We start from the raw sequence: 26,531 nt of genomic DNA, 5'->3' as shown, positions 1-26,531 counted from the left end.
AGGAGGCCATTATAGCTTGCGGCGCTGCTTGAGCAGGAAGCGTCCGGGGTCCAGTGCGGCGGCCAGTGTTGCTTCGATGGGAAGGGGTTCGTCTTCCAGTTGACAGGCCAGGATTTCCGCTGCAAGCGGGGCCCAGATCAAGCCCCGGCTGGCGTAGCCGAGCAAGGCATGGAGGCCCGCGTGGCGCGGCAGGTCGCGCAGGCGTTCGGTGCGGGCCTCGCCGGCGCTGTCTGGCAGCGGGCCCACCAGCGGCAGGCGGTCCGGGGCCATGGTGCGGAATCCTACCCGGCCTTGCAGCGGGGCGCCTGCACCGTGCGGGCTGCCGAGGATTTCTTCCGCGCGCAGCAGGTTTTCATCCTGGCTGGATTGCCACAGCTGGCGCTCGCTGGACTTGTCGTAGGTGGCGCCGACGCAAACGATGCCGTCCACCGGCGGCGTCATATAGGCTTCGCGGCAGACCACCAGCTTGAGGCTGGGAAAGCTGCCTTCTTCCAGGTGGGTGACCTGGCCGCGCATGGTGTAGAGCGGCAGCGCGCGGGCCTGCTCGAGCGCAGTCGCGCCGGCGCCGTTTGCCAGCACGACCGTCGGGGCCGCGGCGAGCAGTCGGCCCCAGGCGTCGCATACGCGCCATTCATCTTGCACGCGCTCGATGTGCAGGGCTTCGCTATGGAAGACGCGGCGCAGCTTGTCGCCGCAGGCTTGCAGCATGGCGCGGCAGGCGGTAGCGGGCGTGGCCCAGCCGCCTTCGGGGAAGTGCCAGGCGCCGTAAGGAGTCGGCGCGCCCAGCATGGCGCTGGCCTGGACGGCGTCGAGCCAGCGCACGTACCGCTCGGGGTAGCGCCAGGTGTCGACGACGTCCTTTTGCAACCGGGCGTGCTCGGCATCGCGTGCCAGTTGCAGCACGCCGCACCGGTTGCCGCGGATTGCGCCGGCTTCCGCATCGGGACCGGGTGCGTGCGGATCGAGACCGCCCAGGTGCTGCCAGGCGCGCTGCGCGTACAGGTACGCCGCGCGCGCCAGGCGGGTCGGAATATTGTCGTCTTTCGACAGCAGAGGCATGAAGATGCCGGCGCGGTTGCCGGAAGCTTCCTGCGCAGGGGCGCCGTGGCGTTCGATCAGGGTAAGCTGCCAGCCGCGGGCTGCCAGGCGTTCGCAGGCGGCGCTGCCTGCCACGCCTGCACCGATGACGATGGCGCGGCGCTCGGGCGAGGGCGCGCGCGGCGGCTGGGGCTTGCGGCTGGTGTAGGCGGCATGTTGCCACTCGCCTTCAGGTTCGCCGGTGACGGTGAAGCCGGCGGCGCGCAGGGAGCGCAGCGCATGTTCATCGGGCCGGCGGATGCGCAGCGTGGATGCGGGCGCTGCGAGGCATTGCAGGGCGCGGATGTGCTCCAGCGGCCGGTCGATAATGAACTCGTCGACACGGGCCACGATTTCGGGCAGCCAGGCTTCGGCAGGACCGGCGAGCAGGTCGAGCGTCAGGCGTTCCGCAGGCAGGTGCAGGCGGTGCAGGCCGGGGACGTCGACCGGCCACTGCGCCGCCAGGGCGGGCACGGCCTGCGCCAGCGCGGCAAGCGTGGACAAGCCGGGAACGGAGGGCATGATCGCGAGATAATGCAGATGGCTAGCGCCGGCGCCGCCAGCCGCGGAGCGGTGGCGGGCGAGGGTTGCGAGGAACTGGGCGCCGCTGCCAAACGCGGTGTCGAGGACGACGTGGCGCGAATCAGCCACCGTGCTGGCACTCCTTGTATCGGAAGCATGCGAGGTCATGGTCGTTCACCATCCCGATCCCCTGCATGTAGGCATAAATGATCGTCGACCCGACAAACTTGAAACCGCGCCTGGCGAGGTCCTTGGAGATCCTGTCGGACAGTTCGGTGCGCGCCGGGCGCTCGCCCTGCGCTGTGATGCGATTCACGATCGGCTTGCCGTCGACATAGTCCCATAGCAGCGAAGACAGGCTGCCGCCCTCTTCCAGCAGGCGCAGGTAGGCGCGCGCATTGGTGATGGCGGCGTTCACCTTGAGCCGGTTGCGCACGATCCCGGGATCGGACAGCAGCTGCGCGACCTTCGCCTCGTCATAGGCGGCAATCTTGCGCGCGTCCCAGCCATCGAACGCCGCGCGATAGTTGTCGCGCTTGTTGAGGATCGTCTCCCAGCTGAGGCCCGCCTGCGCGCCTTCGAGATTCAGCATCTCGAACAGGCGCAGTTCGTCGCGGCATGGGACGCCCCACTCCTGGTCGTGGTAGGCGATATAGCGTGGATTGTTTGGATTGGCCCAGGAACAGCGATGTGTGCTCATTGGGTGATTATAGTGCGCTCGCCAAGGCTGGTCACGATGCGCGCTTCGCCGCGCTCGATGCATTGGCCAAGCTGGTGCACCAGGCGTGGAAACAATTCTTCCGGCTGCGTCGCTTCGGTGGCATGCACGGCAGTCCAGGCGTCGCGCCCGGAATGCTTGGAAATGTACAGCCCCAGGTCTGCCAGCTCCACCACCTGCGACCAGGACATCAGGCGCGGGTGCGAAGGCAGGAAGGGATAGCAGGCAAAGCCGATCGAGCAGGTGCGCGCCAGCCGCGTGCCATCCGGCAGGAGGAATTCACGCGACGACACTGCCTGGCGGATGCGCTCCGCCACCACATGCGCGCCGCTGCGGCCGGTGGCGCGCGCCAGCACCAGGAATTCTTCGCCGCCCCAGCGCACCAGGTAGTCCGACTCGCGGAACACCTCGCGCAGGCGGTCCTTCATCTGCACCAGCACCGAGTCGCCGGCAGCGTGGCCGTGACGGTCGTTGACCTCCTTGAAGTGGTCCAGGTCCACCATGTAGAACACCAGGTCGCGGTCGGCCACGGCATCGGCTTCCGAGGCCGGCCCGTCGTAGCCTCGCAGGCTGAGCGCCACGTCCGACTCCACGTGCTGCAGGAAGAAGCGGCGATTGCGCAAGCCGGTCAACTGGTCGGTCAGGCTCACCTCTTCCAGCGCCTTGTAGGCCCGCTCCAGTTCGAGATTCTTTTCCAGCAGTTGCGCCTGCGCGGCGGCGTTGTCCAGCGCGATGGCGCCGTAGGCGCACAGGGTGCGGAAGATCAGGCGCTCCCGCTCACCGTAAGCACGCGGCAGCATCGACTGCACGGTCATCACGCCCAGCACGCGCTCGCCGATCATCAGCGGCGCAAACAGCAGCGTGAGGGTCGGCAGGGTGCCGGGAATCAGGTTGGGAGTGTCGGACTTGTCTTCGATTTCGATCAGGATTTCATCGCGCTCGCGCACGCAGCGCGCCGTGTTGAATTGCGGATCGGACAGCGCGATGCGCGTCGGCGGCAGCGGCAAGCCCATTTCCACGCCAAACGCGCAATGCAGGAAATCGCCGTCCGTCTCCAGCAGGAAGATCGAGAAGTGGGTCGAATCAAGCAGGCCGTGCACGTGCCGGTCCAGCGCGCGGAACACAGCCGAGGCATCGAGTTGCGCAGTAATTTCCTGGCCAATCGCGGACAAGTGGCTCAGCGTGGCGCTGGTCTGGGCCAGCACCTCCGCGCGCTGCGCCTCGGCGGCGGCAAGCTGCCGATCGCGCTCGGTCTGGTGCTGGACCTGCATTGCAATCGCGCGGTTGGTCGCTTCCTGGCTGTTGCTGCGGTCGCGCGCCGCATTGGCCTGCAGCGAAAACTCATAAGCGCGCGCGAAGTCGCCAACGGCGGCATATTCGCGCGCCACGGCATCGAGCAGTTCGCCGGGAACGATATAGCCGTCGATGGTGGCGGCAATCATCAAGGCCTCGCGCAGGTACTGCAGCACGGACATCGCGTTGCCGGCGTGGATATCGGCCAGGACGCGCAAGGCCGCGATCTGGCTGAACGGGTCGTTCAGCTCGCGCGCCAGCGCCAGCGCCGACATGGCGGCGGCCTGCGCCTCCTCCATTCTCCCCAGCCCCGCCAGCGCATGCGCCTGGCCGCGCCGCGCGCAACTATGGAAATCGCTCTGCGCCAGGGCATGGCCACGCAGTTCCAGTTCGCGGAAGCTGGCCAGCGCCGCCTCATTGTCGCCAAGGTCCAGCGCCAGGTCGCCCTGGTATTCCAGCGCCATGACGAAGGCGCGCGAACCGGACAAGGGAGCCAGCATCTGCAGCGCATCGCGCAGCAGCGCTTTTGCCGCCGGCCGCTGGCCGAGGTGGCGCAGCGTTTCAGCCGATTGCATCTGGCTCAGGCCGATACACATTGGCCAGCCGGTCGGCCGCGCCAGCTCCAGCCCGCGCTGCATCCATTCCAGCGCGGCGTCGTGCGCATTCAGGCGCGTGAAGGCGTTGCCGATATTGGTGGCGAGGATCACGGCGCGGCGCACCTGGCCGGAGACCAGGGCCGCTTCAAACGCCGCAATCAGGTGCCTGATGGCGCGGCCGAACTCCGCCGCCTGGAATGCCGCCGTGCCGAGATAATCCGAAATCGATCCCGCGACCACCGGATGGCGGCTTGCCAGGTCGATCGCAAAGCGCTTGCTCCAGCGCTCGTTGGCGGCCGGCGCATTGCGGAACACGCTGAACAGCGCTGCCAGGCTCTCGAAAACATCGATGCGCATGGCGTCGCCGGAGGCGCGGGCGTCTGCAATGGCCAGCGCCAGCTCGTTGTCGCAGCCGGCCGAGTCGCCGCGGTCGACTGCGACCCAGGCCAGCAGGCTGTGGGTGTCGGCAGCCCCCAGCCGGTCATTGTGGCGGGCAAATTCCAGCATGGCGCGTTCGGCAATGGCGATGGCGGCGTCGAGCTCGCCCGCGAGCCAACAGTTTTCAGCCTTGACCAGTTCCCAGCGCGCTGCCAGCACACGCCTTTCCGCCGCCGGCAAAAGATGGGCAAGCGGAGTTGCTTCGGCGACAAGTTGCGCCGAACGCACACCATCGCGCTGTCGCAGGTGCCAAGCCAGCCGGGATAGCAATTTCAGGCGACGTTCGTCCTCAGCAAAAGGCAATTCTGCTTCCCACAGGGCCAGCTCTTCGTCGAGCGCGAACAAATCCACTACTTAATATCCTTGAAATAGATGTTGCAGCATGGAATCATACCGCACGACCGGACTTTTTGGTGTTCAAGTAGCTTAAGCACTGCAGGGCTGACGACGCCGCGGCTGCCCGCGGCTGGCTGTCAGCGCCGTTCCGGCTTGGTACTGCGGGTGCTGGAATCCGGCTTGTTGCCGCCTGTGCTGCCATGGTCGTGGCCACCGGCTTCCGTTTGCGGCATGGTGCCCGCGCCGCTGCTGCCCTCGGTGCCGCTGCTGCCCACCGTCGCGCTGCTGCCCCTGATCGCGGCATTCAGCTGCTCGGCATTGTTCAGGTGCTGGTGGATGGTTGGCTGCAAGCGCGTGGCCAGCGATTTCAGTTCGCTGTCCTGGGCTGTCGATTCCGCCTTGCTCACCAGCTGGTGTGCTTCCTTGTGGGCTTGCACGCCGGCCTGCTCCATATAACTGCGGTCGAACTTGTCGCCGGAGAGTTTTTCCAGCTTGGCGGCCATGGCCTTATGCTTGGCATCGAGCTCGGTCGGCAGGGTCAGGCTGCGCGCAGCCGCCACTTTGCGCACTTCTTCCAGCCCCTTGGTATGGTCGTCGACCATTTGCTGGGCGAAGCTCTTGACGCGGTCGCTCTGGGTTTTTTGCAAGGCCAGCTTGGCTGTCTCGATTTCCGCCATATTGGCCAGGGCCAGGTCGGTCAGCATCTTCTGGTCCGCTTTGGCCAGGCCTTCCGCCCAGGCGCTTCCGACGCCGAGCAGGGCCGACAACACAGCTACACGCATGAAATTGTTCATCGCATCCTCCGTGACTGAATAGGCAGGAAAATATTTTAGGCAGGATGGAATAAGCTGGCCACACGCTACGTATACGCAATACTCATCACTCACGGAGGACAAAATGAAAGCTATCGTACTGACCCTGGCTGCCCTGCTGAGCACTGCCGCCGTTGCCGCCGAACCGCTGAAAAAAGCTGACGGCGTGTACGTCGATGCCGCCGGCATGACCGTCTACACCTTCGACAAGGACGTTGCCGGCAGCGGCAAGAGCGCCTGCGTCGATGGCTGCCTGAAAAACTGGCCTGCCGTGGCCGCCAGCGGCGAACTGTCTGCGCCGTGGTCGGCCATCACCCGCGACGACGGCAGCAAGCAGCTGGCCTACAAGGGCAAGCCGCTTTACCTGTTCGCCGGCGACAAGAAAGCCGGCGACCGCGCAGGCGACAACGTCAAGGATATCTGGCACGTCGTCAAGGATTGAGCGCATGCAGGAAATGCATGAACGCTTGCTGGCCTGCCTGCCGCGCCTGCGCCGCTATGCGCGGGCGCTGACCGGCGATAGCGCCCGCGCGGACGACTTGGTGCAGGACACCGTGGAACGCGGCTGGGAGCGCATCGCCCAGTGGCGCCCGGATGGTGACTTGCGCGCCTGGTTGTTCGGCATCATGCACAACCTGCACGTGGACCAGGTGCGGCGCTCGCCGCCGCCGGCCGTGGAGCTTGATGACGCGGACCTGCCGGCCGCGCCGCCCACGGCGGGACTCGACTTGCGCGACCTGGAGCGCGCCTTGCAGCAGCTGCCGCCTGCCCAGCGCGAGGTCCTGCTGCTGGTAGCGCTGGAAGAAATGCGTTATGAAGAAGTGGCCGCCACGCTCGATATCCCGCTTGGCACGGTGATGTCGCGCCTGAGCCGCGCGCGCGAGAACCTGCGCCGGCTGATGACGGGGCAGCCGCCGGCCGTCAATTTGAAGGTTGTGAAATGAACGAAGCCGAATTGCAAGCCTGGGTTGATGACCGCCTGCCGCCGGATCGGCAAGCGGCGGTCGATCGCTACCTGGCCGACCATCCCGCCGAAGCCGGCCGGCTGCAAGCCTACCGCGAGCAGAATGCCGCCCTGCACGCGCTGTTCGACGACATGCTGGACGCCGATGTTCCGCAAGCGCTGCACCCGGCGGCGCCTGGCCGGCCCGGCCCGGCCAACGGTCCTGCTTGGGCCATGCCAGCCTGGCGCCGCATGGCCGCCATGCTGGCGGTGGCGGTCGGCGCCGGCATGATCGGCGGCGCGGCCGGCTGGACACTGCGCGGCGCAGGAACTCAGGCCAGCGCCCCGGCCCAGGCCATGGCGGCCTTGCCGCGCGAAGCCGCCATCGCCCACGCCGTCTACTCGCCTGAAGTCAAACACCCGGTCGAAGTCGGCGCCGACCAGCAGCAGCACCTGGTGGCCTGGCTGTCGAAACGCCTGGGCAAGCAACTGCGTCCGCCGCAACTGGCGCAGCAGGGTTATGAGCTGGTGGGAGGAAGGCTGCTGCCCGGCGGCACGGGCCCGGTTGCCCAATTCATGTACGCCGATGCCGGCGGCCAGCGCCTCACGCTCTACGTCAGTTCCGGCCAACAGCAAAACCGCGACACGGGATTCCGGTTCGCGCAGGAAGGCAACGTGGGAGTGTTTTACTGGATCGACGGCAGCTTCGGCTATGCGCTGTCGGCTGCCGTCGGGAAGAAAGAGCTGTCGCAGGTCGCGAACGCGGTCTACGAACAGCTGCAGCCTAATTAGGCATGCGGCGGCCGGCTTCGGTGATACGGTTACGCATCACTTCCGGCGCCGCAGGCCCTGGCGCGAACATGTAGTCCTCGTCATTGATGGCCAGGCCGCTGTTGGCATCGACCAGCACCTGGTCGGCCGGCTTGCCGGTTTCGCGGCTCACCACCAGCAAGCTGGCGCCTTCCGGCGACAGGTGCTCGTTACCCCAGGCGATGAAGGCCAGCAGCACAGGTTTGAAGTCGCGGCCTGCCTTGGTCAGGATGTACTCATAGCGCGGCGGGCGGGTGCTGTACTGGCGGCGCTCCATCAGGCCGCCCTCGACCAGGCCGGCCAGGCGACGGGTCAGCATGTTCGGCGCAATCTTCAGGCTCTTCTCGAATTCATCGAAGCGGGTCAGGCCGTAAAACGCATCGCGCAGAATCAAGATGCTCCACCACTCGCCTACCTTGCCGAGGCTACGCGCGATCGGGCAGGGCATTTGGCCAAAGTCGGTATGTTTCATGTTGCCTCCTAGTCAGTTGGTTTAATTTAACCAGTTGAATGCTTCAGACTCAATTGAACCGCGAAAACACCCCTAAAAGACTCACCAAAAATCACTCTTGCAAGGAACGTAGCTATCTTCTTTCCATTCGGCGTTGTTGCGGCGCACTTTACTTTTGCCAGAGGAGAGAATGCCTTTGCTCAATGTGAAATGCGCAACATTTTTTCAAACATGGGCATAATAAGCAACACGGCCCCACCCTGAGCGACCATGTACCTGACCAGCGATGCACAAGTGCGAAATATTTTGATCGTGGATGATTCCGCGTTCGAACAACGCATGCTCGTCGACTTGTTAAGCGAAATGCCCTACCGGGTGTCGGTGGCCTTCAATGGCGAGCAGGGCTACCAGCTGGCCCTGTCCGGCAGGCCCGACCTGATCCTGCTGGACGTGCGGATGCCGAATATGGACGGCTACACCTGTTGCCGACTGTTAAAGGCCAACCCGGCAACGCGCGATATCCCGATCATTTTCCTGAGCGGCACCGAGGCGGTGGAAGACCGCATCATGGGCCTTCAGCTTGGCGGGGTGGACTTTGTCAGCAAGCCGTTTACGCCCGGTGAACTGGCGGCGCGCATCCATGTGCACCTGAACCTGATGAAACGGCCCCCGGTCGAGGCCAGCGAAGCAGGGCCGATTGACACCGACTCGGTGATCGTCAACGCCGCCAAGCGCCTGATCTACGACAACCTGGCAGCCCTGCCCGGCCTGGCGGAAATCGCCGCCAGCGTGGGCACCTACCGCGAAAAACTGAACCAGCTGTTTCGCACCCACACCGGCATGACCGTGTTCGCCTACATCCGCGAAGCGCGCATCCAGCGCGGCATGCACCTGCTGCGCGATACCGACATGGACGTGCAGGACATTGCGCTGCTGCTCGGGTTTGCCAATGCCGGCAATTTCGCAACCGCCTTCCGCGAGCGGATGGGCACCACGCCCAGCAGCTACCGCGCCTCGATCATCAAAACTTGTGATTGAGCTTGACTGAGGCGAAGCGGCCGCGCGGGTCGCCTTGCGTGTAGTCGAAGAAGTTGAACGAGCTGTCCCACGAAGGTTTGCGGTCAAAGGCATTCGCCAGCAACAGGTTCATGCTGGTGGCCGCACTGATCCTGTAGCCCAGGTTCAGGTCCACGGTGGCGAATGGCTTGACACGCTCGCCGGGGCGGGTGGTCTGCTCGTAGCCGTCGACGTAATTCCATGCCGCGTTGGCAGTCCACTGGCCCAGTTCCCAGGCTGCGCTGGTGGTGCCGCGCCATTTCGGGATGGAACCGAAGTAGTTGGTGCCGGCGCCGTTGGTCAGCGGCTCGCCGTTCGACAGCGGCTGTTCATACTTGAACACACGGCTCAATTGCGCAGTCAGGGTCACGTTGCCGTAGGCGGTTTTTGGCAGCTTGTAGCGCAGGTCGACGTCGATGCCGCTCACCACGCGTTCACCCTGGTTGGCATACTGGCGGTACAGGGTCTGGATGCGGCCCTGGGCGTCGCGCACCACTTTCTCAGGATGGGTGCTTTCGTTGGCCAGGATGGTGTCGGTACTTTCGGTGTCGATCACGCCCGTGGTACGGATATGGTAGAAGTCCACGCCCACGCTGCTATTGGCCGATGGCGAAACAACAAAGCCCAGGTTCAGGTTCTTCGAGCGCTCAGGCGACAGTTCGGTATTGGCGACCGTGATGTTGGTGATGCCGCGCGCCTGGCTTGGGGTAATCGGGTCCCGCTTGTCGATCACGGAGCCGTAGCTGACCGAAGTCGAACTGGTAATCTCCGGCAGCGAAGGTGCGCGGAAGCCGCGCGACACGGTGCCGCGCAGCAGCAGCCAGGGGGCGGCCTGGTAACGCACGCTGGCTTTCGGCGAGAAGGCGGAGCCGAAGTCGCTGTATTTGTCGGCACGGCCGGCCAGGTTGACAGTCAGGTCTTTCAGCACGGGCACGTTGAATTCGGCGAAGGCCGCAGTCACCTGGCGCTTGCCCTGGATGATGTTGATCGCAGGGCGCAGTTCCGTACCCGACAGCACGGCGGTCGAGGTATTGGAGTTCATCTCTTCCTGGCGCCACTGGGCGCCGAAAGCAAAGCCCAGCGCGCCGGCCGGCAGCTCCAGCAGTTCCTTCGATGCGTTGAAGTCGGCCACGGTCAGCGTCGATTCGGCGGGACGCAGGGTCGACAGGCGCAAGCGATTGCGCAGCTCTTCGCTGTTCTTCGACTGGTCGGCGAAGTTGTAGCTGCCGTCCGCCAGCACTTTTTCGAACTCGTAGCGGTTGACGAAATTCTGTACGGTTTCCTTCAGCTTGCTGCCCGAGCGGGCGATGGAAGCGTCGTATTCCCAGCCGTTCCAGTTGCCCTTGATGCCGGTCAGGGCGCGGTAGAAGTCCACCTTGTCCTGCTTCATGCGCGGCCCCAGGTCGAACAGCGTGGCAGTGAATGGCAACGCGGTCGTGCCAGGGTTGTTCGGATGGCCGGCCGGCAGCGCCACCGTGATGTTGTCCAACGCCTGCCTGGCATTGTTCCAGGCGCGCAGGCCGCTGCCCACGGTCAGCGGTGCGCCAAAGGTCTGCTCCGCCCACGAGTAGCCGTACAGTCCTTCTGCATAAGCTTCGGTGTCGTCATTCAGTTTCAAGGTGCCGCGCAAGGAGGTGTGCACGCGCTCCACGCCCGGGATCAGGGTGCGGAATTCGGCCGGGTTATACGCCAGCACCCGGCCGCTCTTGCCCGGCGTGATGTCGCCGTAGTTCTGCACCTGCAGCGGCCCCTGCACGCCGCCAAGCTGTTTGGTCGCGTCGGAAGTACCGTAGTAATTGGTCGGGGTCCAGGCCAGCGTGCCGTTGGCATAACCGCGGAAGTCGCTGCCGCGCAGGTAGGACACGTCGGTTTGCTGCAGCTTGTCGCGCTTCAGCGCATCGAGCGAGAACACCACGCTCCAGCCTTTTTCATCGAGGCTGCCAAAGCCGGTCTGCAGCGACGCGCTGCGTTCAAGCTGGCCGGTGCCCTCGGTGGACGAACCCACTTGCGCGCTCACCTCCGTGCCCTTGAATTCCTTGTACAGGATGATGTTGACCACGCCCGCCACCGCATCCGAACCGTAGACGGACGAGGCGCCATCCTTCAGCACTTCGATGCGCTGCACGGCGGCCATCGGCAGCGAATTCAGGTCGACGAAGACTTCCTGCAGGTCTTGCGCCGTGGCGTAGGACGACACCCGCTTGCCGTTCACCAGGATCAGGGTGTTCTTCTGGCCCAGGCCGCGCAGCGACAGGCCCGCCGTGCCGGCCGAAAAGCTGCCGGTGTACTGCTCGTTATAGCTGTTGCCGCTGTTGGCGGAAATGGTACGCAGGATATCGGCCACGGTGGCCTTGCCGGTGGCGGCAAGCTCCTTGGCGGTCAGCACCTGCACGGCGCTGGCGCCTTCCTTTTGCGAGGTGCGGATATTCGAACCTGTCACGACGACGCGCGCCAGTTCTTCCTCGGCGTAAGCGAGTTGCGGGAATGCGGCGGCAATGGCCAGCGTAATGCTCAGTGGCTTGATCATGGTCTTCCTTTTGGGTGTACGAGGCCCGCGCCGGCCGGATTGGCAGGTCGGGCAAAACTAGGGGGATGGGGTGCTTAGCAGCGGCACATGCACTGCGCCATGCAGAGCATGTAGATGGTGTGGCGGCGGAGGACAGCTTGCGTATTCATGCGGCAACTATAACGTCGACCCTTCATTTCTGAAACTAATTAAATCTCAGACTTATATGCAATTTGAATATATAGACAGCATTGTCTACATTTCGCCACAAGGAAAACGGCAAAGTATACAACTCTGTCTAGACAGGCTATTCTAGTCAAAACCTTAGAAGGAAATAAACATGGCTACCATTCCGAAACCCACTCCCGCCGAGCTGGAATTGCTGCAGGCGATCTGGCCGCTGGGCCCCGCCACCGCCAAGCAGGTGCACGAAGCCATGCTGGGCGAGAAGCCTGACCTGGCCTACGGCGCCGTGCTGCGCCTGATGCAGATCATGCATGGCAAGGGCCTGTTGATCCGCGACGAGAGCCAGCGCTCCCATATCTATGCCGCCGCCGTGGCGCGCGAGGCGATGCAGGGCAATATGCTGCAGGACCTGCTGCAGCGCGCCTTCGCCGGTTCCGCCAAGGCGCTGGTGCTGGCGGCTCTGCGCAGCGGCATCTCGAAGAAGGAACGCGAGGAAATCGAAGCGCTGCTGAAGCAGGAGGACAAGCCGAATGAATGACATCATCCACGCGGCCGGCTGGGCCCTGCTCCACTTTGTCTGGCAAGGTGCACTGGTCGGCCTCGCTGCGGCCGCCCTGCTCTGGCTGATGCGCGGCGCCCGCCCCGGCGCGCGCTACGCGGTCGCCTGCATGGCCATGCTGGCCTGCCTGCTGTGGCCGGCCGGCGAATTCGCCAGTGCGCTGCAGGCCACGCCGCGCTCCCTGCAAGCCCTGGTACTGTCTGGCAGCGCGGCCACGCTCGGGCAAAGCGAACTGCTGGCCAGCATCGACAGGCACTTGCCGATGCTGGTCGCCGCCTGGCTGGCCTGCGTCGGCGCCCTGGCGCTGCGCAGCGCCTTCGGCCTGGCCTGGATAGCCCGCGCCCGCCGCACCGGCGGCCGCAACGGCCATTGGCAGCAGCGCCTTTCGAGTCTCGCAGCCCGCCTTGGCATTCGCCGCCAGGTCGGCCTGCGCATCGTTGAAACGCTGGCCAGCCCGATCACCGCGGGCTGGTGGCGTCCGGTCGTGCTGGTCCCGGCCGCGCTGCTGGCGCGCATGCCGCCGGAATTGCTGGAAGCCTTGCTGGCGCACGAGTTGGCCCATGTGCGACGCCATGACTTCCTGGTCAACCTGATGCAGAACGTGGTCGAGACCCTGCTGTTCTACCACCCTGCCGTATGGTGGCTGTCGCGCCGCATCCGCCATGAACGCGAACTGGTGGCCGACAGCATCGCCGCACGGTTGACTGGCGAACCGCGCCGCCTGGCACTCGCCTTGTCCGAGCTGGAGAAAATGCAGTTCGCCTCGCAGCGCGTGGCGCTGGCCGCCGATGGGGGCGACCTGATGCAGCGCATCCGCCACCTGATGGTGCCGCAAGAGCAGCGCAGCAACTGGAAGGCCGCTGTGGCTGCGCTGGGCGTCGCCGCCGCCTGCCTGGCCGGCTACGCGAATGCCCGCGTCGACGCCGCCACCGTCCCGGCAGCGCGCACGCCGGCCGTGGTCGACTTCAAGTCCTGCGCCAAGCCGCTGTGGCCCAGCGAGGACCTGCAAGCCGAGCATACCGGCACCGTGACGCTGTCGTTCAACATCGACGAACGCGGCAACGTCGCCGGCTCGCGCGTGGTCAGGTCCAGCGGCCACCCGGGCCTGGACACGGCAGCGCGAACCGGCATCGGCAAATGCCATTTCAAACCCGCCAGGGTGCGCGGCAAACCCGTCGCCACCTGGCAGCAGATGCAGTACGTTTGGACCCTCGAATAAGGAACACAGCTGATGAGATTGAGTACCAGCATCGCGGCACTGGTTCTGGGCCTGGTTTCCGCCGCCTGCAGCGCGCAGGCATCCGCCTCCCCCCTCCCTTCGCATCCGTTCGTCAGCACCACCGGCAAGGCGCAACTGTGGATGCGGCCCGACATCGGCGAAGTGAAGTTCGAAGCCGGGGCCCAGGATGCGAGCGCGGAAGCCACCGCCGCCCAGTTGCAGGAATTGAGCGCCAGCGTGATGCAGCTGCTGGCCGATCACGGCGTGCAGCAAGCCGACATCGAATCCTACGAGATCGAAAAGAAAACCGTCCCGGTCAACGAGCAACAGGCGCCAGCCTATTCGATGGGCCGCCTGTTCCACGCCCGCGTGCGCGACCTGGCGCAATGGCCGGACCTGGTCGCCAAGCTGGTCGAGTTGGCCCACGTCACCGGAATCAGTTCGACCTTCGACCGCACCGATAGCGACGATATCAACACCCAGCTGATGGCGGCCGCCGCCGACGACGCGCGCAACAAGGGCAACTCGCTGGCCAAAGCCTTCGGCCGCAAGCTTGGCCCGGTGGTCGCCATCGCACGCGGCCCGCTTGCCCAGGTCGGCGCACCTTTCATGGAACAGCAGGCCGGCCGCGAAACGCGCGGCACCGCGCCGCAAACCGGCAAATACAGCGTGCCGGATTCAATCCCCTATTCACAAACCGTGAATGCCATCTTCGTCCTGAAGTAAGCCACAAGCCATGAAAATTCGACTGATCGCCTGCGCGGCGATGGCCTTCGCACGCGCCTACGCCCAGGAAACGCCGCCCGTCGTGCAGGTAAGAGCCAGCGCCGACATGCAGCGCGAGCGCGACACTGCCTCGCGCACCATCATCACCCGCGAGGAAATCCTCAAGTTCGGCGACGCCAATGCCCTTGACGTGCTGAAGCGGCTACCGGGGGTGTCCGTCAGCGACGGCGGCCCGCGCATGCGCGGCCTCGGAGCCGGCTACACCCAGGTCCTGCTCAACGGCGACCGCCCTCCCCCCGGCTTTTCACTGGACAACCTGGCGCCGGAAATGATCGACAAGATCGAAGTGATACGCTCCGCCACGGCAGAGCACAGCACGCAGGCGGTAGCAGGCACCATCAATATCGTGCTGCGCAGGAGCGCCAGCAAGCCAACGCGGGAATGGCGCGCTGCCGCCACCCTGCCGGCGCACCTGCCATCGCGCAGCGCCGGCTTCGGCCTGGCGGACAAGGATGACACAGGCAGCCATGCCTTCAATGCCAGCGTCACGCAAGGCAACAACCATCGGCCGGAGCACACCGGCGTGCTGGAGACCAGTCCGTCCGGCGCGCTCACCAGCCGGCGCGAGGAAGAAGAGCGCAGCCGCAACCGCTTCCTGTTCTTCAACGCAAACAGCCGCTTCAACTGGAAGCTGTCTGCAACGGAAACGCTGGGATGGCAAACCTTCGCCAATGTGGTGCGCTTTCATGCCGACCGCGCGCGCGAAGTGCAACTGACCGGCGGCAGCGTGCTGCCCTACGTGCACACCGACTATGGGCGCAAGGATGAAACGGCGGCACTGCGCACGGAAGGCAACTGGTCGCGCCCATGGGGTGAAGGCGGCCGCATCGAATCCACGCTGAGCATCAGCGGCGACCAGGTGCAACGCGAGCGCAACTCGGGCTTTGAGCGCATCGCTGGCGAGCGTACCCTGGACCGTCGCTACGACGTCGACGCCAGCAGCCGGCGCGGAGGCTGGACCGGCAAGCTGTCGCTGCCGGCCGCACGCGGCCATGCCATCAGCCTCGGTTGGGACCTGTCATCCAGTCACCAGCGCGAACGCGAGCAGCAGGACGAGACGTCGGCAGGCGGCGCCGGCGTCGTCGATTTCGATCGTACCTCGCGCACCCGCCTGCGGAATGCAGCGGCGTATGTGCAGGACGAATGGGAACTCGGTTCCGGCTGGTCGCTGTATGGCGGCCTGCGGCGCGAGACCAGCGAGACACGCAGCAGCGGCAACGATTTTGCCGCGGTGACGGTGCGCGCCGGCGTCACCAGCCCGATCCTGCAAGCGCTATGGAAGCTGCCCGGCGAGCAGCGCCGCCAGCTACGCTTTGTCCTGGCCCGTACTTACAAGGCCCCCACCACCAACCAGTTAATGCCGCGCCGTCTTCTTAGCCTGGTCAATACGGAACTGGCGCCCGATGCCAGCGGCAACCCGCAGCTCAGGCCCGAGCTGGCGCGCGGCCTGGATGTCGCATTCGAAGCTTACGGCAAGGATGGCGCCTTGTTCTCCCTGTCCGCCGGTACGCGGCACATCAGCGACGTGATCTTCAACGCAGTCTCCGAGAAGAATGGGCGCTGGGTTTCCTCGCCCGATAACTTCGGCAGCGCACGCACCAGCAGCATGGAGCTGGAATGGAAAGGCCCGCTTCCGGCAACGCCGCTGCGCTTCTCCCTCACCGCCGGGCGCCATTGGTCGCGTGTGGACAGCGTGCCGGGCCCGGATAACCGCCTGGCCCGGCAACCACGCTGGACCGCGAACGCCGGCGCCGATTACCGGTCCGGGCCATGGGGTGGCGGCGCCAACCTGTCGTACACCGCCACGGGCCGGGTCCGGATCACGCGATGGCAATCTGCTTATAACGGCGTTGAACGCAACCTGGAAGCTTACGTCAACTACCGCCTCGCACCCGGCAGCCAATGGCGCATCACCGCCGGCAGCATCCTGCGCCAGCCGTCTCTTGCCGGGAGCGAGTATGCGGATGCCAACGGCCGCAAGGAGAATGTGCAGTCCATCGGCAATCCGGCCTGGATCCGCGCCAGCTACGAGCGCCAGTTCTGAGACTGCCTAGCGCCCTGCCCGGCGCTCGCGGCGCCAATGCCGCCACGCCACCAGGGCATTGATCCAGTAGGCCGCATACAGCACGGCCGTCAGGTACAGGCCGCGGCTGGCGTATAGCGGCACCGAGATGGTGTTCACCAGCAGCCACACCGGCCAGTTCTCGATGCGGCGCCCCATCAGCAGCACTTGCGCGATGACAGAGAACATCAGCACGGTCGAATCGACAAAAGGCGCGAAAGCGTTGGTGTAGTGCTTCAGCATCAGGCCGTAGGCGGCGGTGGCGGCGACGCCCGCCAGCGCCATCATCAGCAGGACGGCAGGCCGCGTGGTACGGATATGCAGCGCATGGCCATGGTCGCCGCGCAGCCACTGGCGCCAGCCGATAATGCAGGTGACGATGAAGAACAGCTGCAGCGCCACGTCGGCATACAGTTGGGAGTCGTAGAACAGCACGGAAAACAGCGAGCAGCCAACAATGCCGGTCCACCAGGAATGGACATTGTTGCGTCCCGCCAGGACGATCGAGACTGCCATGATCGCATTTGCGGCGATTTCAAGCGGCTCTGCCATGATCATGCGCATGGGATGTATTCAGCCTCTCGATAATATGACCAGCAAACCGCGCATGTCTTCGCCGCTTTCCTGGCGCAGGGTGCTTGGGGTGATTTCATTGATGGCAAAGCCGTGGCTGCGCGCAAGCGTTTCGATGCCCTGGCGCGAATGCGCATAGCGGCCGGAGGAACGCAATACGAAGTCCTCGGCGCCTTCGTGCGCCTCCACCGAGAAGGCCAGGCGGCCGCCACTGCGCAGCGCCAGCCGCGCCACGGAAAACACCGGTTTCAGCTCACCCAGGTAGACAAACACGTCGGCCGCGACGATGACGTCGACGCTGGCCGGGCGGGTCCGCAAATAGCCCACCATCTCGCCGCAGTACAAGCCGTCGTACAGGCCGGTATCGCGGGCGCGGTCCAGCATGTGCGGCGACAGGTCGACGCCTTCCAGCAGGCAGGCCAGTGGCCGCAGCAGCGGCCCGCACAGGCCGGTGCCGCAGCCGGCGTCCAGCACATCGAGCTCGCCCGGCGGCAAGTGGCGGCGCAAGGCTTCCACCAGCAGCGACGGCGTGCGGTAACGCAGCACGTCGACCAGGTGGCGGTCGAAATTGCCGGCATACTGGTCGAAGAGCGCCTTCACATAAGCGGCCGGCGAGGCTCCCGGCGCCTGCTCGGCGCCCATGATGGCCAGCATGTAGCCGACGGTGTCGGCATCGGCGCCAAAGGCCAGCGCTGCCTGGTAGGCTTCGACCGCTTCGTCGCGGCGGCCCATGGCGCGCAGGGTGTTCGCCAGCCCAAGCTGGGCGCGGGCGTAGCGCGGGCGCACCGCCAGCGCATCCTGGAAGCTCGCCAGCGCTTCCTCATGATCCTGCGCGCGCAGCAGCAAGGCGCCGCGCGAACACCATGCTTCCGCGTACTCCGGCTGCAGGTGCAGTGCGCGCTCGAAGCCTTCCAGCGCATCGGCCGGCTTGCCCAGGGCCAGCAGCGAAACGGCGGCGCCATGCAAGGCCTCCGGATATTCCTGGCGCAGCCTAAGCGCCGCGCCGAAGCCGTCCAACGCAGCCTCGTGGCGTGCCAGCGCTTGCAGCGCCAGCGCACGGTTGCACAGGGCGTCGGCATAGCCGGGCGAGAGGCGCAGCGCCGCCTCGTAGCTTTCCAGCGCGCGATCGAGATGCCCGAGGTGGCGCAGGGCGTTGCCGCGGTTGCTCAGGGCGATGGCGTAATCCGGCTGCAATGCCAGCGCCCGTTCGAAGCTGGCCAGGGCTTCTTCATAGCGGCCCAGGTCCTGCAAGGCGACGCCGCGATTGCAGTGGGCGATGGCGCGGCGGGTATCGATGGCCAACGCGCCATCGATCAAGTCCAGCGCGCGCTGCGGCTCGCCCTGCTGGCGCGCCAGTGCCCCGCTCAGGTGCAGCGCATCGAAATTGAGCGGCTGGGTGCGCAGCACCTCGTCGTAGATGGCTTGCGCGCGCGCCAGTTCGCCCTTCTGGTGCAGGGCGACGGCTTGTTGCAGCAGTGCATGTATTTCTTTCATGGCCGCTATTACACCAAGCCGTCACACGGGCGTCAAACGGGCGTCAAACGGCGGTCACATTCGGCCAGCAAAATGCGTGCACCTGGCGCTGCGGCGCCACTACCGGGGCCGGCGGTCGGGAAATATACCGGCACCACATTCACCAGCTTTTTTCTTTACAGCGACGCTGCCATCTGAAACACTGTCCTCGTGGATATTTTCGGATGCCCTCGGTCATGAGGATGTTGCTCGCTGCACTCCTGATTCAGCTCGCCTGCCCGGCCGAGGCATGCACCTTGCGCCTGGCGCCGGAAGAGTGGCCGCCCTACTTTTATCACAATGATAAGGAAGTGCTGGGTGGCGTCGATTTCGAATTGCTGCAGGCCATACTCAAGCATGCCGGCTGCGCCCTGCAACTGGAAAAGGAAATGCCGCCGGCGCGGCGCAACGTGCTGTTCCAGCAAGGCAAACTGGATCTGCTGATGGCCGCATCCGCCACTGAGGAGCGGCGCGGCTACGCCCGTTTCAGCCTGCCCTACCGGCAGGAGACGGTGGGCCTGTTCACGCTGCCCGAAAAGCTGGACAAACTGCGCCGCATCGACAGTTTCCAGGACATCGCCACCCAGCATGCCAGCCTGCTGGCGCCGCGCCTTGGCTTTTACGGCGACGACTACGAACGCGCCCTGCCGCTGCTGAACGCGGAAGGACGGCGCAGCACCTTCGGCACTTTCGAACAGGGCATCAAGATGCTCGAGGCCGGACGCGGCGACCTGATCATGGGCGATGCCCACGCCCTGCGCCACATCGCGCGCCTGCAAAAGGTCCGGATCGTGCAGTTGCCCTACATGCCCTACCGCGCGCCGGTGCATTTGATGCTGAATGCCGCCAGCACCACGCAAGCGCAACTCGCGCGCATCAACCAGGCGATCACCCAGCTCGAGCAGAACGGCGCGCTGGCTGCCATCCGTGCGCGCTACGGCATCAATTAATCCAGGAATCCGCGCACCGTTTCATAGAGCTGCACGCGTGCCGCTTCCAGGTGCATCACGTGGGTGCCGCGCGCGATGGTTACGTAGCGCGCGCCCTTGATCGCGGCCTGCAAGGTGCGGTAGTCCGCGTCGCCGGGCCAGGCGTCCCATTCGCCGCGCACCAGCAGCACGGGCATTGCCAGCCGCGCGGGATCGTAGTAGCTGCGGCCCTGATGCAAGTCCGCCAGGTCGGCACTGGGACCGGCAGGGAAGCTTACTGCGCCATCGCGGCGCCCATCCGACGCCAGCCATTGCGCACCCCAGCGAGCGAAGACATCGGCGTGCAACAGTGGCGGTTCCTGCGGCGGGCGCAGGCCGTCCATGGCAGCGATGCGCTGGGCGGGCGTCAATGCCTCGTAGGCATCGACCGGCTTGGCAGCTGCAGCTGCAGCCGCCGGCGCCGGCGCCGGGCCGGCTGCAGCGCGCGGCGTGATGGCCGCGAACAGCACCAGCTTCGCCACCTTGGCCGCGTGGTCCTGGGCGTAGCGCGCCACCACCGAGCCGCCCCAGGAATGCCCGACCAGCAGGACTTGCGGCTTGCCCGTCCTGCGCAGGATGGCGTCCACCGCGCTGCCCACATCCTGCACCACCTCGCGCGCCCGGCCAGGCGGCGATGCAGCAGCGCCGGCATAGCGATCCGACAGCCCGTAGCCGGGAAAGTCGAGCGCATACGCGTCGTAGCCGCGGGCAGCCATCCAGTCCATCCACGACTGGCCATCCATGCGGAAATCGAAAGACAATCCCGAGGGGAACGAAGCCCCGTGCACGAACAGTACGGGCAGAGCGCCATTGGCACGGTCGGGGGCGGTGTGCCGCACGCGCGCCACCAGGGCTGGCTGGTGGCTGGGGATGTCGATGACTTCGTAGGCTGGCATGGCTGGCTCCCTTCAAAGCCATCATGCTAGCGAGCGCCTCGCCGTAACAATTCGTCCGCCGGCGAACAATGGATGCGTCAGCAAACCTTGAAGACGCGCAGCCAGTCGCAAGTCCACATGCTGACGCGGTGCAGCAGCCCCGCAGGATCGCCCCAGATATAGAAGGCGGCTGCAGCCAACACCAGCACGAAGACAATTCGCTTCATTTCAGCACATAGCTCGCCAGGACTGCCTGCACTTCGTAAATGCTCAGGCGCTTGTTGAATTTTTGCGTGAACGGTTCCGCAGTGCTGGAGATCCAGATCTTCAGGTCGGCGTCGAGGTCCAGCGTGCCGCCGGTCTCGATGCTGAAATGCGTCACGCTCTTGTAAGGGATCGAGTGATACTCCTTCTTGCTGCCCGTGACACCCTGGATGTTCACTACCACCAGGCGCTTGTCGGTAAACACGAAATAGTCGCGTATCAGCTGGTAAGCATGCTCCACTCGCTCATTCGGTGCAAGGACTTTCGCAAAGTCTTCCCGCAAGTCCGCGATGTCGATCTTGGACGCGTTACCCAGCATGCCGTCAAGGATTCCCACTTCAAACCTCCTTCTCAGTGTTCAAAGTGGGAATCTACCACGTTACAGGCGGCAGCTCGCCACCGGCGTAGGTTCCACCACGAAGCTGTAATGGGCGGTGTAATCGCCCTGGATCGGCTGCGTGCCGGACGCGCCTGCATTCGGGCCGATGATATAGGTCTGCGCCTTCGGTATGCCGCCGTCGGCATAGGCCGCAATATCGGTCGTGGCGTTGCCGTAGGCGCGCACGATATTCAGGCCAACGGTGTTGCGCAGGTATCGCACATACTCGGTCTTGAACTGTTGCGTGTCCGGAGGAATGGGGCCGCCGCCGTAGGGATTTGAGTGGTAGTGCCATTGCCCCATGTTCTGGATCTTCAGCCATTCCAGGCCATCCTTCGTTACCCAGTAAGGCCGTCCGGTCAGGAAAATGACCTGGTAGCCTTTCTGGCGGTAGGCATTCACGACCTGCGGCGCGTAGGAATACGCCGTTGCAGTCTTGACGCCGACGTAATCGGCATAGGCTTCGAAATCGTTGATGGTCAGGGTGCCGTCGATGTCGAACAGCACCGCGTCACGGCTTGGATCGACCACGCTCAGGTAGCCGTTGGTGCTGCTCAGGTCTCCCTCCACCACGAAGCGCACCACATAGTCGCCGACCGGGCGCACGCCAAGGGGCACGCTGGCCTTGCCGTCGCTGTCGGTAATAAAGCTGCCGAGATACTGCCACTGCTGCATGCCGGTGCCATACAGGTAGGCATGCACCCGTTCGCCTTCCAGGTCCTTGTGCAGGACCGCATCGTAATCGAACTTGCCGGTGATGGTCGCGGGCTGCCCCGCCTTCACAATGACGTCGTGCGCCATATGCCAGGGCTTGTACAGGCCGGCCAGGATGGTGTTGCCGAAGTTGGCAAAGCCCTTGCGCGCAGGGCCCGACAGTGCAGGCGGATTGGCCGCCGTCACGTAGTCAGGGCAAGCCGCCAAGGCCGGCAAGACGGAAAAGGCGCACGCGGCCACGACCGCGCAGCTAACGGTTTTCAGCATCTGTTCCTCCTATGAATGGGTGTGCCGGCCAAACTAGCAGGACTCTGCTACAAGTAAATGACCGCACGAGCCAAAATCCTAGAGGCTGCCCTCCATCGTGCGCACGCCCTTCCTGGGGTAAGTTTTCCGGTTCAGGACTCTCACCTTTCGGAGGCAGAATGAAGCTGGCAGGCGTCATCGTTTCTCTCCTGCTCGGGATGCAGGCGTTGCACGCTGCGGACCTGGGCCTGGGCATCCGCACGCAATACGACGTAGCCATGGACACCCCGCTCAATCGCATCCAGGTACTGGGCGCGCATAATGCGTGGAACGACAGCGGCGCCACCTGGGCCAACCAGCGCTGGCCGATGAACCAGTTGCTCAATTCGGGCATCCGCAACATCGACCTGGACCTGCACATGAATAATGGAGAGGTTCAGCTGTGCCACCAGGACTGTGCGGCGATCTACGGCGCTCCGGACAATTATCCCAATGAGTTGTGGAAGATTCGCAACTGGCTTGACGCGAATCCGAAGGCAATCGTCTTTGTCGACCTGGAGGACCGTGCCAACAACCAGGCCGGCGTGGTGGGTCCCTTGGCTGCTGTCTTCGGAAACCTGCTGTACAAGCCCTCCGACAAGCCAGCCAACCGCTGGGAAACGCCGCGCGAAATGATCGCCCGCGGCAAGCGGGTGATCGTCAAGTCTGCCAACAATACCTACGATGGCGCCGTGGTCTGGCAAGGCCCATTGTTCGCCACCGGCGCTGCGGGCGGCTGGAACAGCCGGCAAGTCAAGTACGTCAACACCGCCAACTGCACAGTGGACGGCTTGCCGATCGAGCAGGACAAAATCTACGCGGTCTCCGACTCCAAGCTGGGCAAAGACGTGCTGCCCGATTCCTGGGTCGACGAAACCGGCACCATCGACGCTTCCAACATCCCTGCCCTGATGCGCTGCGGCGTGGACAACGTCGATGCGGACCGCTGGGACGAAGGCATGATCGCCTCCGCCATCTGGTCCTGGGCCGAAGGCGAACCGAACGACTATAACAATGAAGACTGCGCGCAAATGCGCGGCGACGGGCGCTGGAACGATGCCGCTTGCACCGTGGCGCTGCGCTTCGCCTGCCAGAGCAAGGCCCAGCCGGACGACTGGCGCGTTACGCCTGCGGCCGGCGCCTGGCAGGGCGGCAAGCAGGCTTGCGTCGCGGCTTTCGGCAGCGGCTTCGCGTTTTCCGTTCCCGCCAACGCGTACATGAATGAACGCCTGCGCCTGGCGGCCGGCGCCAATCCGGTCTGGCTCAATTACTCGGACCAGGCGGAGGAAGGCAAATGGGAAAAATATGACGATGCGCCAACGCGCTGGGACACCGGCGCCTACGGGAATAACGCCGACCTCGCGCGAACCTTGCGCCTGCCCGGTGCCGGCGCAGTGCGCGTCAACGTCAGCGGCCTGCTGGGCGCCGGCGATGTGCTGCGCATTTACGACAGCAACCGCCGCCTGCTGCAAAGCTTCAGCGGAACGCTTGCCCAATCGCTGGTTGTCGCCGACAACGGCGTCATCGCGCAACTGGTCTCCGACGGCGCCGGCACGTCCAGCGGAGCAAGCGTCAGCATCGAAGCGCTTGCCACAAGCTGGAGCAGCGGCGCCTACGGCAATAACGAAGACCGCTCCCAGTGGCTGACTATCCCCGGCGCAGCCGCGCTGAAAGTCTACGTCAACGGCGGCACCGATGCGAACCGGGACTTCATCCACGTATATGACCGCAATGGAGCGCTGGTGAAATCGCTGTCCGGCGCCATCGCCACCAGCTTCATGGTCAACGGCGACAGCGCGCGCATCCGCCTGGTGTCGGACGGTTCCGTCACTGGGGCGGGCGTGATTGCCAGCGTCAAGCCTGGCGGCGCCTATGTGTTCCGCAAGCTGGTCGACGGCCGTGGCAAGTGCATGGACATCGAGGGCAACAACATGGCCAACGGCACGCCGGTCCACCACTGGAGCTGCCAGGGCCAGGTCACGCAACTGTGGTACCAGGACCCGGATGGACTGCTGCGCAGCAAGAACAACCCCGACAAATGCGTCGACGTCTACGCCTTCGGCACCGGCAACGGGGCCAGGCTGGTCGTCTGGGACTGCAACGACAAGGCCAACCAGCGTTTCTCCTGGTCCGGCCAGACCCTGCGCCCTGGCCACGCCCCTGGCAAGGCAATCGACGTCAAGGACGCCTGGTGGGGTTCATTCGATGGCCAGGACCTGCACCTGTGGGACTACCAGGAAAGCTGGGGCCAGTCCTGGCACTGGGAATGATTAGAAGGTGAACCAGGCCGGCTGCAGGCCTTCCTTTGCCATGCGCTCAGGGTCGACGATCGGCCCAAAGCGCTGCAGCCGCCCTTGGGCCTCCGCGTCCAAGGCCATTCGCCTTGGTGCCGGCGTTGCGATTGCGCCGGGTCGGTTTCCAGCCGGGCCTCATGCGACCCTCCTTTCGGTTGCCAGGAAGTCCGTTGCGGCGTAGACGGCCAATGGACGGGCGAAGTAATAGCCCTGCAGGAGATGGCAGCCGAGCTTGCGCAACTGCGTCGCCTGGCTCGCATCTTCCACCCCTTCGGCAACGATCTCAAGGCCAAGGTTGCGCGCCAGGCCGACCGCGGTGGCGCAGATCTCCAGGTCCTTGGCCGACTTGCCGATATCGCGCACAAAGCTGCGGTCAAGCTTGAAGGCATGCACCGGCAGCAGCTTCAGGTAGCCGAGCGAGGAATAGCCTGTGCCGAAATCGTCAATCGACAGGCGCACGCCCAGCCTGCGCAAAGCCTCCAGCCGTTCAATCGAGCGTTGCGGGTCCTGCATCAGCACGGACTCCGTGATTTCGAGTTCCAGATCGGCGCCCCACAGGCCGGCGCGCTGCAAGGCCGCCTGCACGGTATCGCCAAGATCGGACAGCAGCAACTGCTGCGCCGACAGGTTGACCGCCACGCGAATATCGATGAAACCGTTTTCACGCCAGCTCGCCAATTGCCGGCAGGCCGCATCGATCACCCACGACCCAATGGCGGCAATCGCGCCGGTCGCTTCGGCCAGCGGGATGAACTTGTCCGGCATGACCAGCCCGAGCGAAGGATGATGCCAGCGGATCAGCGCTTCCATGCACACCACGCGCCCGGAGGCGGCACATATCTGCGGCTGGTAATGCAGGACGAACTGCTCCTTTTCAAGAGCGTCCTTCAATTCGTTTTCCAGGCCGATGCGCTCGCTCAGCGTCTGCTGCAGCGAAGGATGGAACACGCGCAGGTTGCCCGGCCCGGCGTCGCGCGCCTGGTGCAAGGCCAGCGCGGCCGAAGCCAGGAGATCCTCCGCCGACGAAGCATGGTCGGGATAGACGGCCACGCCGGCGCTGAAGGTCATGTTCAGTACCGTGCCGGGAATGCTGAATGGCGGCTTGACTGCGGCCAGTATTTCTTCCACTTCGCGCCCGATGCCAGCCACAGTCTTGTGGCCCGCAATGCCGACGACAAAGCGCGCGCTTCCCAGGCGCGCCACCAGCCCGCCTTTGCTGCAGTCCTGGCGCAGGCGCTGCGCCACTTCGACCAGCAATTGATTGCCGGCCTCGTAGCCGCGGGTGCCGTTGATGATGGCCAGCCGGTCCAGGTCAAGCAGCAGCACCGCCATCCTGGTCAGGTTCGATTCACTCTGGACGAACATGGCGTGCAGCCTTTCCAGCGCACCCGCGCGATTCGGCAGACGCGTCAGCGCATCGTTGGTCAGCGCATGCTCGAAGCGCAGGCTGGAAAGCTTATGGCTTTCGACTTCGCGTTCCAGCGCAGCGCTGATGCGAATTTTCTCGGTCATGCTCCGCGCGGCCTCCCGCCGCACCAGCAGCAAGTACGAAGCAGCGAGGAACAGGAAACCGAAGCCGCTCAGGTAAGGCAGTTGCAGCTTGCCCGCATCGGTTGCGCCGCCCATGGCGGTCGTCACTACGATCAGCGCAACGGAAAGCCATACCACGCGATTGGAGAAGCGCGCGCGCTCGCGCCGGGCGCGGATGCAGAAGGCCGCGGCATACAGGGCGGCTCCCAGCGACAACAGCCGGTTGACGGTATAAGCCGGAGTCGTCTCACCGGCGAGGAGAAATGCCTGTTCACCCCAGGGCAGTTTGCAGGGCGCCTCGGCAGCAAGGGAAGCGAAGCGGTAGCCAAATGGCGAGATGAAATTGTCCGCCACCAGGAGCAGCGTCACGCCCGCGACAAAATAACTAAGGAAGAAGGCTCGCTTGCGGTCGTCGAGTGCGGCAATCAGGTACCAGATCTGCGGCACCAGCAATAGCGAAAACAGGTTGACCCACTTGTGGGCGGCAATCGCCGCCGCCAGGTCGGGCGCCAGCTGCTGCCGCAGATTCGCATACTGGAACAACGCAAACGTGAAGCAAATCACGGCGAAGACCCAGCAAGCCCGCACGTAGGAACTGCTGCGCGCCAGCAAAGCCGCCTGGAATGAACACATTGCTAGCGCTCCCACGGATATCAGGTAGAGCGAAGCAATGGGTGCGTCCATATCGATCCTCGTTCATTTCTTCTTTGCAATGCACGTTATTTTAAACGAAAGCAAATTGAACAAGTTACTTTTCGATTTGCCAG

23 protein-coding genes are annotated in these 26,531 nt (G+C 64.8%); 10 read left to right on the top strand and 13 right to left on the bottom strand.

Translation table 11 applies throughout. The annotated features are described in order from the left end of the window. Window positions 1-9: 9 nt before the first annotated feature. From mnmC to ACN9MW_RS04765, 4 genes are all read right to left on the bottom strand, one after another. Window positions 10-1,767 carry an FAD-dependent 5-carboxymethylaminomethyl-2-thiouridine(34) oxidoreductase MnmC gene (gene mnmC / locus ACN9MW_RS04780; protein ID WP_426168042.1) on the bottom strand — a complete coding sequence of 586 codons (1,758 nt, stop codon included), beginning with the start codon at window positions 1,765-1,767 and terminating at the stop codon, window positions 10-12. Further along, complete coding sequence (locus tag ACN9MW_RS04775) at window positions 1,721-2,299, bottom strand: DNA-3-methyladenine glycosylase I (protein ID WP_426168040.1); 579 nt, start codon at window positions 2,297-2,299, stop codon at window positions 1,721-1,723. Before ACN9MW_RS04775 ends, mnmC begins: the two co-directional genes overlap by 47 nt. Continuing rightward, complete coding sequence (locus tag ACN9MW_RS04770) at window positions 2,296-4,995, bottom strand: diguanylate cyclase (protein ID WP_426168038.1); 2,700 nt, start codon at window positions 4,993-4,995, stop codon at window positions 2,296-2,298. The genes ACN9MW_RS04775 and ACN9MW_RS04770 overlap by 4 nt, the downstream gene beginning before the upstream one ends. 122 nt (window positions 4,996-5,117) lie before the next feature. Further along, window positions 5,118-5,774, bottom strand: coding sequence for a DUF4142 domain-containing protein (locus ACN9MW_RS04765; protein WP_426168036.1), 657 nt, complete (start codon window positions 5,772-5,774; stop codon window positions 5,118-5,120). Between the two features lie 103 nt (window positions 5,775-5,877). Between ACN9MW_RS04765 and ACN9MW_RS04760 the strand changes: the two genes are divergently transcribed. From ACN9MW_RS04760 to ACN9MW_RS04750, 3 genes are read left to right on the top strand one after another with little or no spacing between them, the layout of a single operon-like run. Further along, complete coding sequence (locus ACN9MW_RS04760; protein WP_426168034.1) at window positions 5,878-6,234, top strand: COG4315 family predicted lipoprotein; 357 nt, start codon at window positions 5,878-5,880, stop codon at window positions 6,232-6,234. A gap of 4 nt (window positions 6,235-6,238) precedes the next feature. Then, window positions 6,239-6,736, top strand: a complete 498-nt coding sequence (locus ACN9MW_RS04755; protein ID WP_426168032.1) for an RNA polymerase sigma factor — start codon at window positions 6,239-6,241, stop codon at window positions 6,734-6,736. After that, complete coding sequence (locus ACN9MW_RS04750; RefSeq protein ID WP_426168030.1) at window positions 6,733-7,527, top strand: anti-sigma factor family protein; 795 nt, start codon at window positions 6,733-6,735, stop codon at window positions 7,525-7,527. The genes ACN9MW_RS04755 and ACN9MW_RS04750 overlap by 4 nt, the downstream gene beginning before the upstream one ends. On the opposite strand, the gene ACN9MW_RS04745 is transcribed toward ACN9MW_RS04750, so the two are convergent. Next, entirely contained in the window at window positions 7,520-8,017 is a 498-nt protein-coding gene (locus ACN9MW_RS04745) for a winged helix-turn-helix transcriptional regulator (protein ID WP_057264480.1), read from the bottom strand. The genes ACN9MW_RS04750 and ACN9MW_RS04745 overlap by 8 nt on opposite strands. A gap of 249 nt (window positions 8,018-8,266) precedes the next feature. Between ACN9MW_RS04745 and ACN9MW_RS04740 the strand changes: the two genes are divergently transcribed. Next, entirely contained in the window at window positions 8,267-9,034 is a 768-nt protein-coding gene (locus tag ACN9MW_RS04740) for a response regulator transcription factor (RefSeq protein WP_426168027.1), read from the top strand. On the opposite strand, the gene ACN9MW_RS04735 is transcribed toward ACN9MW_RS04740, so the two are convergent. After that, entirely contained in the window at window positions 9,018-11,579 is a 2,562-nt protein-coding gene (locus ACN9MW_RS04735) for a TonB-dependent receptor plug domain-containing protein (protein ID WP_426168025.1), read from the bottom strand. The genes ACN9MW_RS04740 and ACN9MW_RS04735 overlap by 17 nt on opposite strands. Window positions 11,580-11,898: 319 nt before the next feature. Between ACN9MW_RS04735 and ACN9MW_RS04730 the strand changes: the two genes are divergently transcribed. From ACN9MW_RS04730 to ACN9MW_RS04715, 4 genes are read left to right on the top strand one after another with little or no spacing between them, the layout of a single operon-like run. Then, entirely contained in the window at window positions 11,899-12,282 is a 384-nt protein-coding gene (locus ACN9MW_RS04730) for a BlaI/MecI/CopY family transcriptional regulator (protein WP_426168023.1), read from the top strand. Then, complete coding sequence (locus tag ACN9MW_RS04725; protein WP_426168021.1) at window positions 12,275-13,522, top strand: M56 family metallopeptidase; 1,248 nt, start codon at window positions 12,275-12,277, stop codon at window positions 13,520-13,522. The genes ACN9MW_RS04730 and ACN9MW_RS04725 overlap by 8 nt, the downstream gene beginning before the upstream one ends. Before the next feature lie 12 nt (window positions 13,523-13,534). Next, on the top strand, window positions 13,535-14,248 hold the full coding sequence (locus ACN9MW_RS04720) for an SIMPL domain-containing protein (RefSeq protein ID WP_426168019.1): 714 nt from the start codon (window positions 13,535-13,537) through the stop codon (window positions 14,246-14,248). Window positions 14,249-14,258: 10 nt separating this feature from the next. Further along, window positions 14,259-16,352 (top strand): TonB-dependent receptor plug domain-containing protein, encoded by a 2,094-nt coding sequence (locus tag ACN9MW_RS04715; RefSeq protein WP_426168017.1) that lies wholly within the window; start codon window positions 14,259-14,261, stop codon window positions 16,350-16,352. Between the two features lie 6 nt (window positions 16,353-16,358). On the opposite strand, the gene pnuC is transcribed toward ACN9MW_RS04715, so the two are convergent. Then, complete coding sequence (gene pnuC / locus ACN9MW_RS04710) at window positions 16,359-16,934, bottom strand: nicotinamide riboside transporter PnuC (protein ID WP_426168015.1); 576 nt, start codon at window positions 16,932-16,934, stop codon at window positions 16,359-16,361. Between the two features lie 9 nt (window positions 16,935-16,943). After that, window positions 16,944-18,437: a tetratricopeptide repeat protein gene (locus ACN9MW_RS04705; protein ID WP_426168013.1), complete on the bottom strand. Its 1,494-nt coding sequence runs from the start codon at window positions 18,435-18,437 to the stop codon at window positions 16,944-16,946. A 215-nt stretch (window positions 18,438-18,652) separates the two neighbouring features. Here ACN9MW_RS04705 and ACN9MW_RS04700 point away from each other — a divergent pair, with 215 nt between their 5' ends. Beyond that, window positions 18,653-19,405 (top strand): substrate-binding periplasmic protein, encoded by a 753-nt coding sequence (locus tag ACN9MW_RS04700; RefSeq protein ID WP_426168011.1) that lies wholly within the window; start codon window positions 18,653-18,655, stop codon window positions 19,403-19,405. On the opposite strand, the gene ACN9MW_RS04695 is transcribed toward ACN9MW_RS04700, so the two are convergent. The 4 genes from ACN9MW_RS04695 to ACN9MW_RS04680 all read right to left on the bottom strand — a co-directional run bounded on the left by ACN9MW_RS04695 (window position 19,402) and on the right by ACN9MW_RS04680 (window position 21,922). Beyond that, on the bottom strand, window positions 19,402-20,319 hold the full coding sequence (locus ACN9MW_RS04695) for an alpha/beta hydrolase (protein ID WP_426168009.1): 918 nt from the start codon (window positions 20,317-20,319) through the stop codon (window positions 19,402-19,404). The two genes, ACN9MW_RS04700 and ACN9MW_RS04695, sit on opposite strands and share 4 nt — an antisense overlap. A 77-nt stretch (window positions 20,320-20,396) precedes the next feature. Further along, entirely contained in the window at window positions 20,397-20,525 is a 129-nt protein-coding gene (locus tag ACN9MW_RS04690; RefSeq protein WP_426168007.1) for a hypothetical protein, read from the bottom strand. Continuing rightward, window positions 20,522-20,899, bottom strand: a complete 378-nt coding sequence (locus ACN9MW_RS04685) for a PH domain-containing protein (RefSeq protein WP_426168005.1) — start codon at window positions 20,897-20,899, stop codon at window positions 20,522-20,524. The genes ACN9MW_RS04690 and ACN9MW_RS04685 overlap by 4 nt, the downstream gene beginning before the upstream one ends. Window positions 20,900-20,941: 42 nt before the next feature. After that, a complete protein-coding gene (locus tag ACN9MW_RS04680; RefSeq protein ID WP_426168003.1) occupies window positions 20,942-21,922 on the bottom strand; it encodes a lipin/Ned1/Smp2 family protein in 981 nt (326 codons plus the stop codon). Window positions 21,923-22,080: 158 nt separating this feature from the next. On the opposite strand from ACN9MW_RS04680, the gene ACN9MW_RS04675 reads away from it, so the two are divergent. Further along, on the top strand, window positions 22,081-24,210 hold the full coding sequence (locus ACN9MW_RS04675) for a ricin-type beta-trefoil lectin domain protein (RefSeq protein WP_426168001.1): 2,130 nt from the start codon (window positions 22,081-22,083) through the stop codon (window positions 24,208-24,210). 159 nt (window positions 24,211-24,369) lie between these two features. Here the strand turns inward: ACN9MW_RS04675 and ACN9MW_RS04670 are convergent, their stop codons facing one another. After that, the gene (locus ACN9MW_RS04670; protein ID WP_426167999.1) at window positions 24,370-26,448 is read right to left on the bottom strand and encodes a putative bifunctional diguanylate cyclase/phosphodiesterase; all 2,079 of its coding nucleotides are present in this window, start codon (window positions 26,446-26,448) and stop codon (window positions 24,370-24,372) included. Between the last annotated feature and the right edge of the window lie 83 nt (window positions 26,449-26,531).

It is taken from the genome of Pseudoduganella sp. R-34 (assembly GCF_049904655.1).
Taxonomy (GTDB): domain Bacteria; phylum Pseudomonadota; class Gammaproteobacteria; order Burkholderiales; family Burkholderiaceae_D; genus Rugamonas.
Note: the sequence above shows the minus strand (reverse complement) of the source record. Positions and strands in the feature narration are given on the sequence as shown.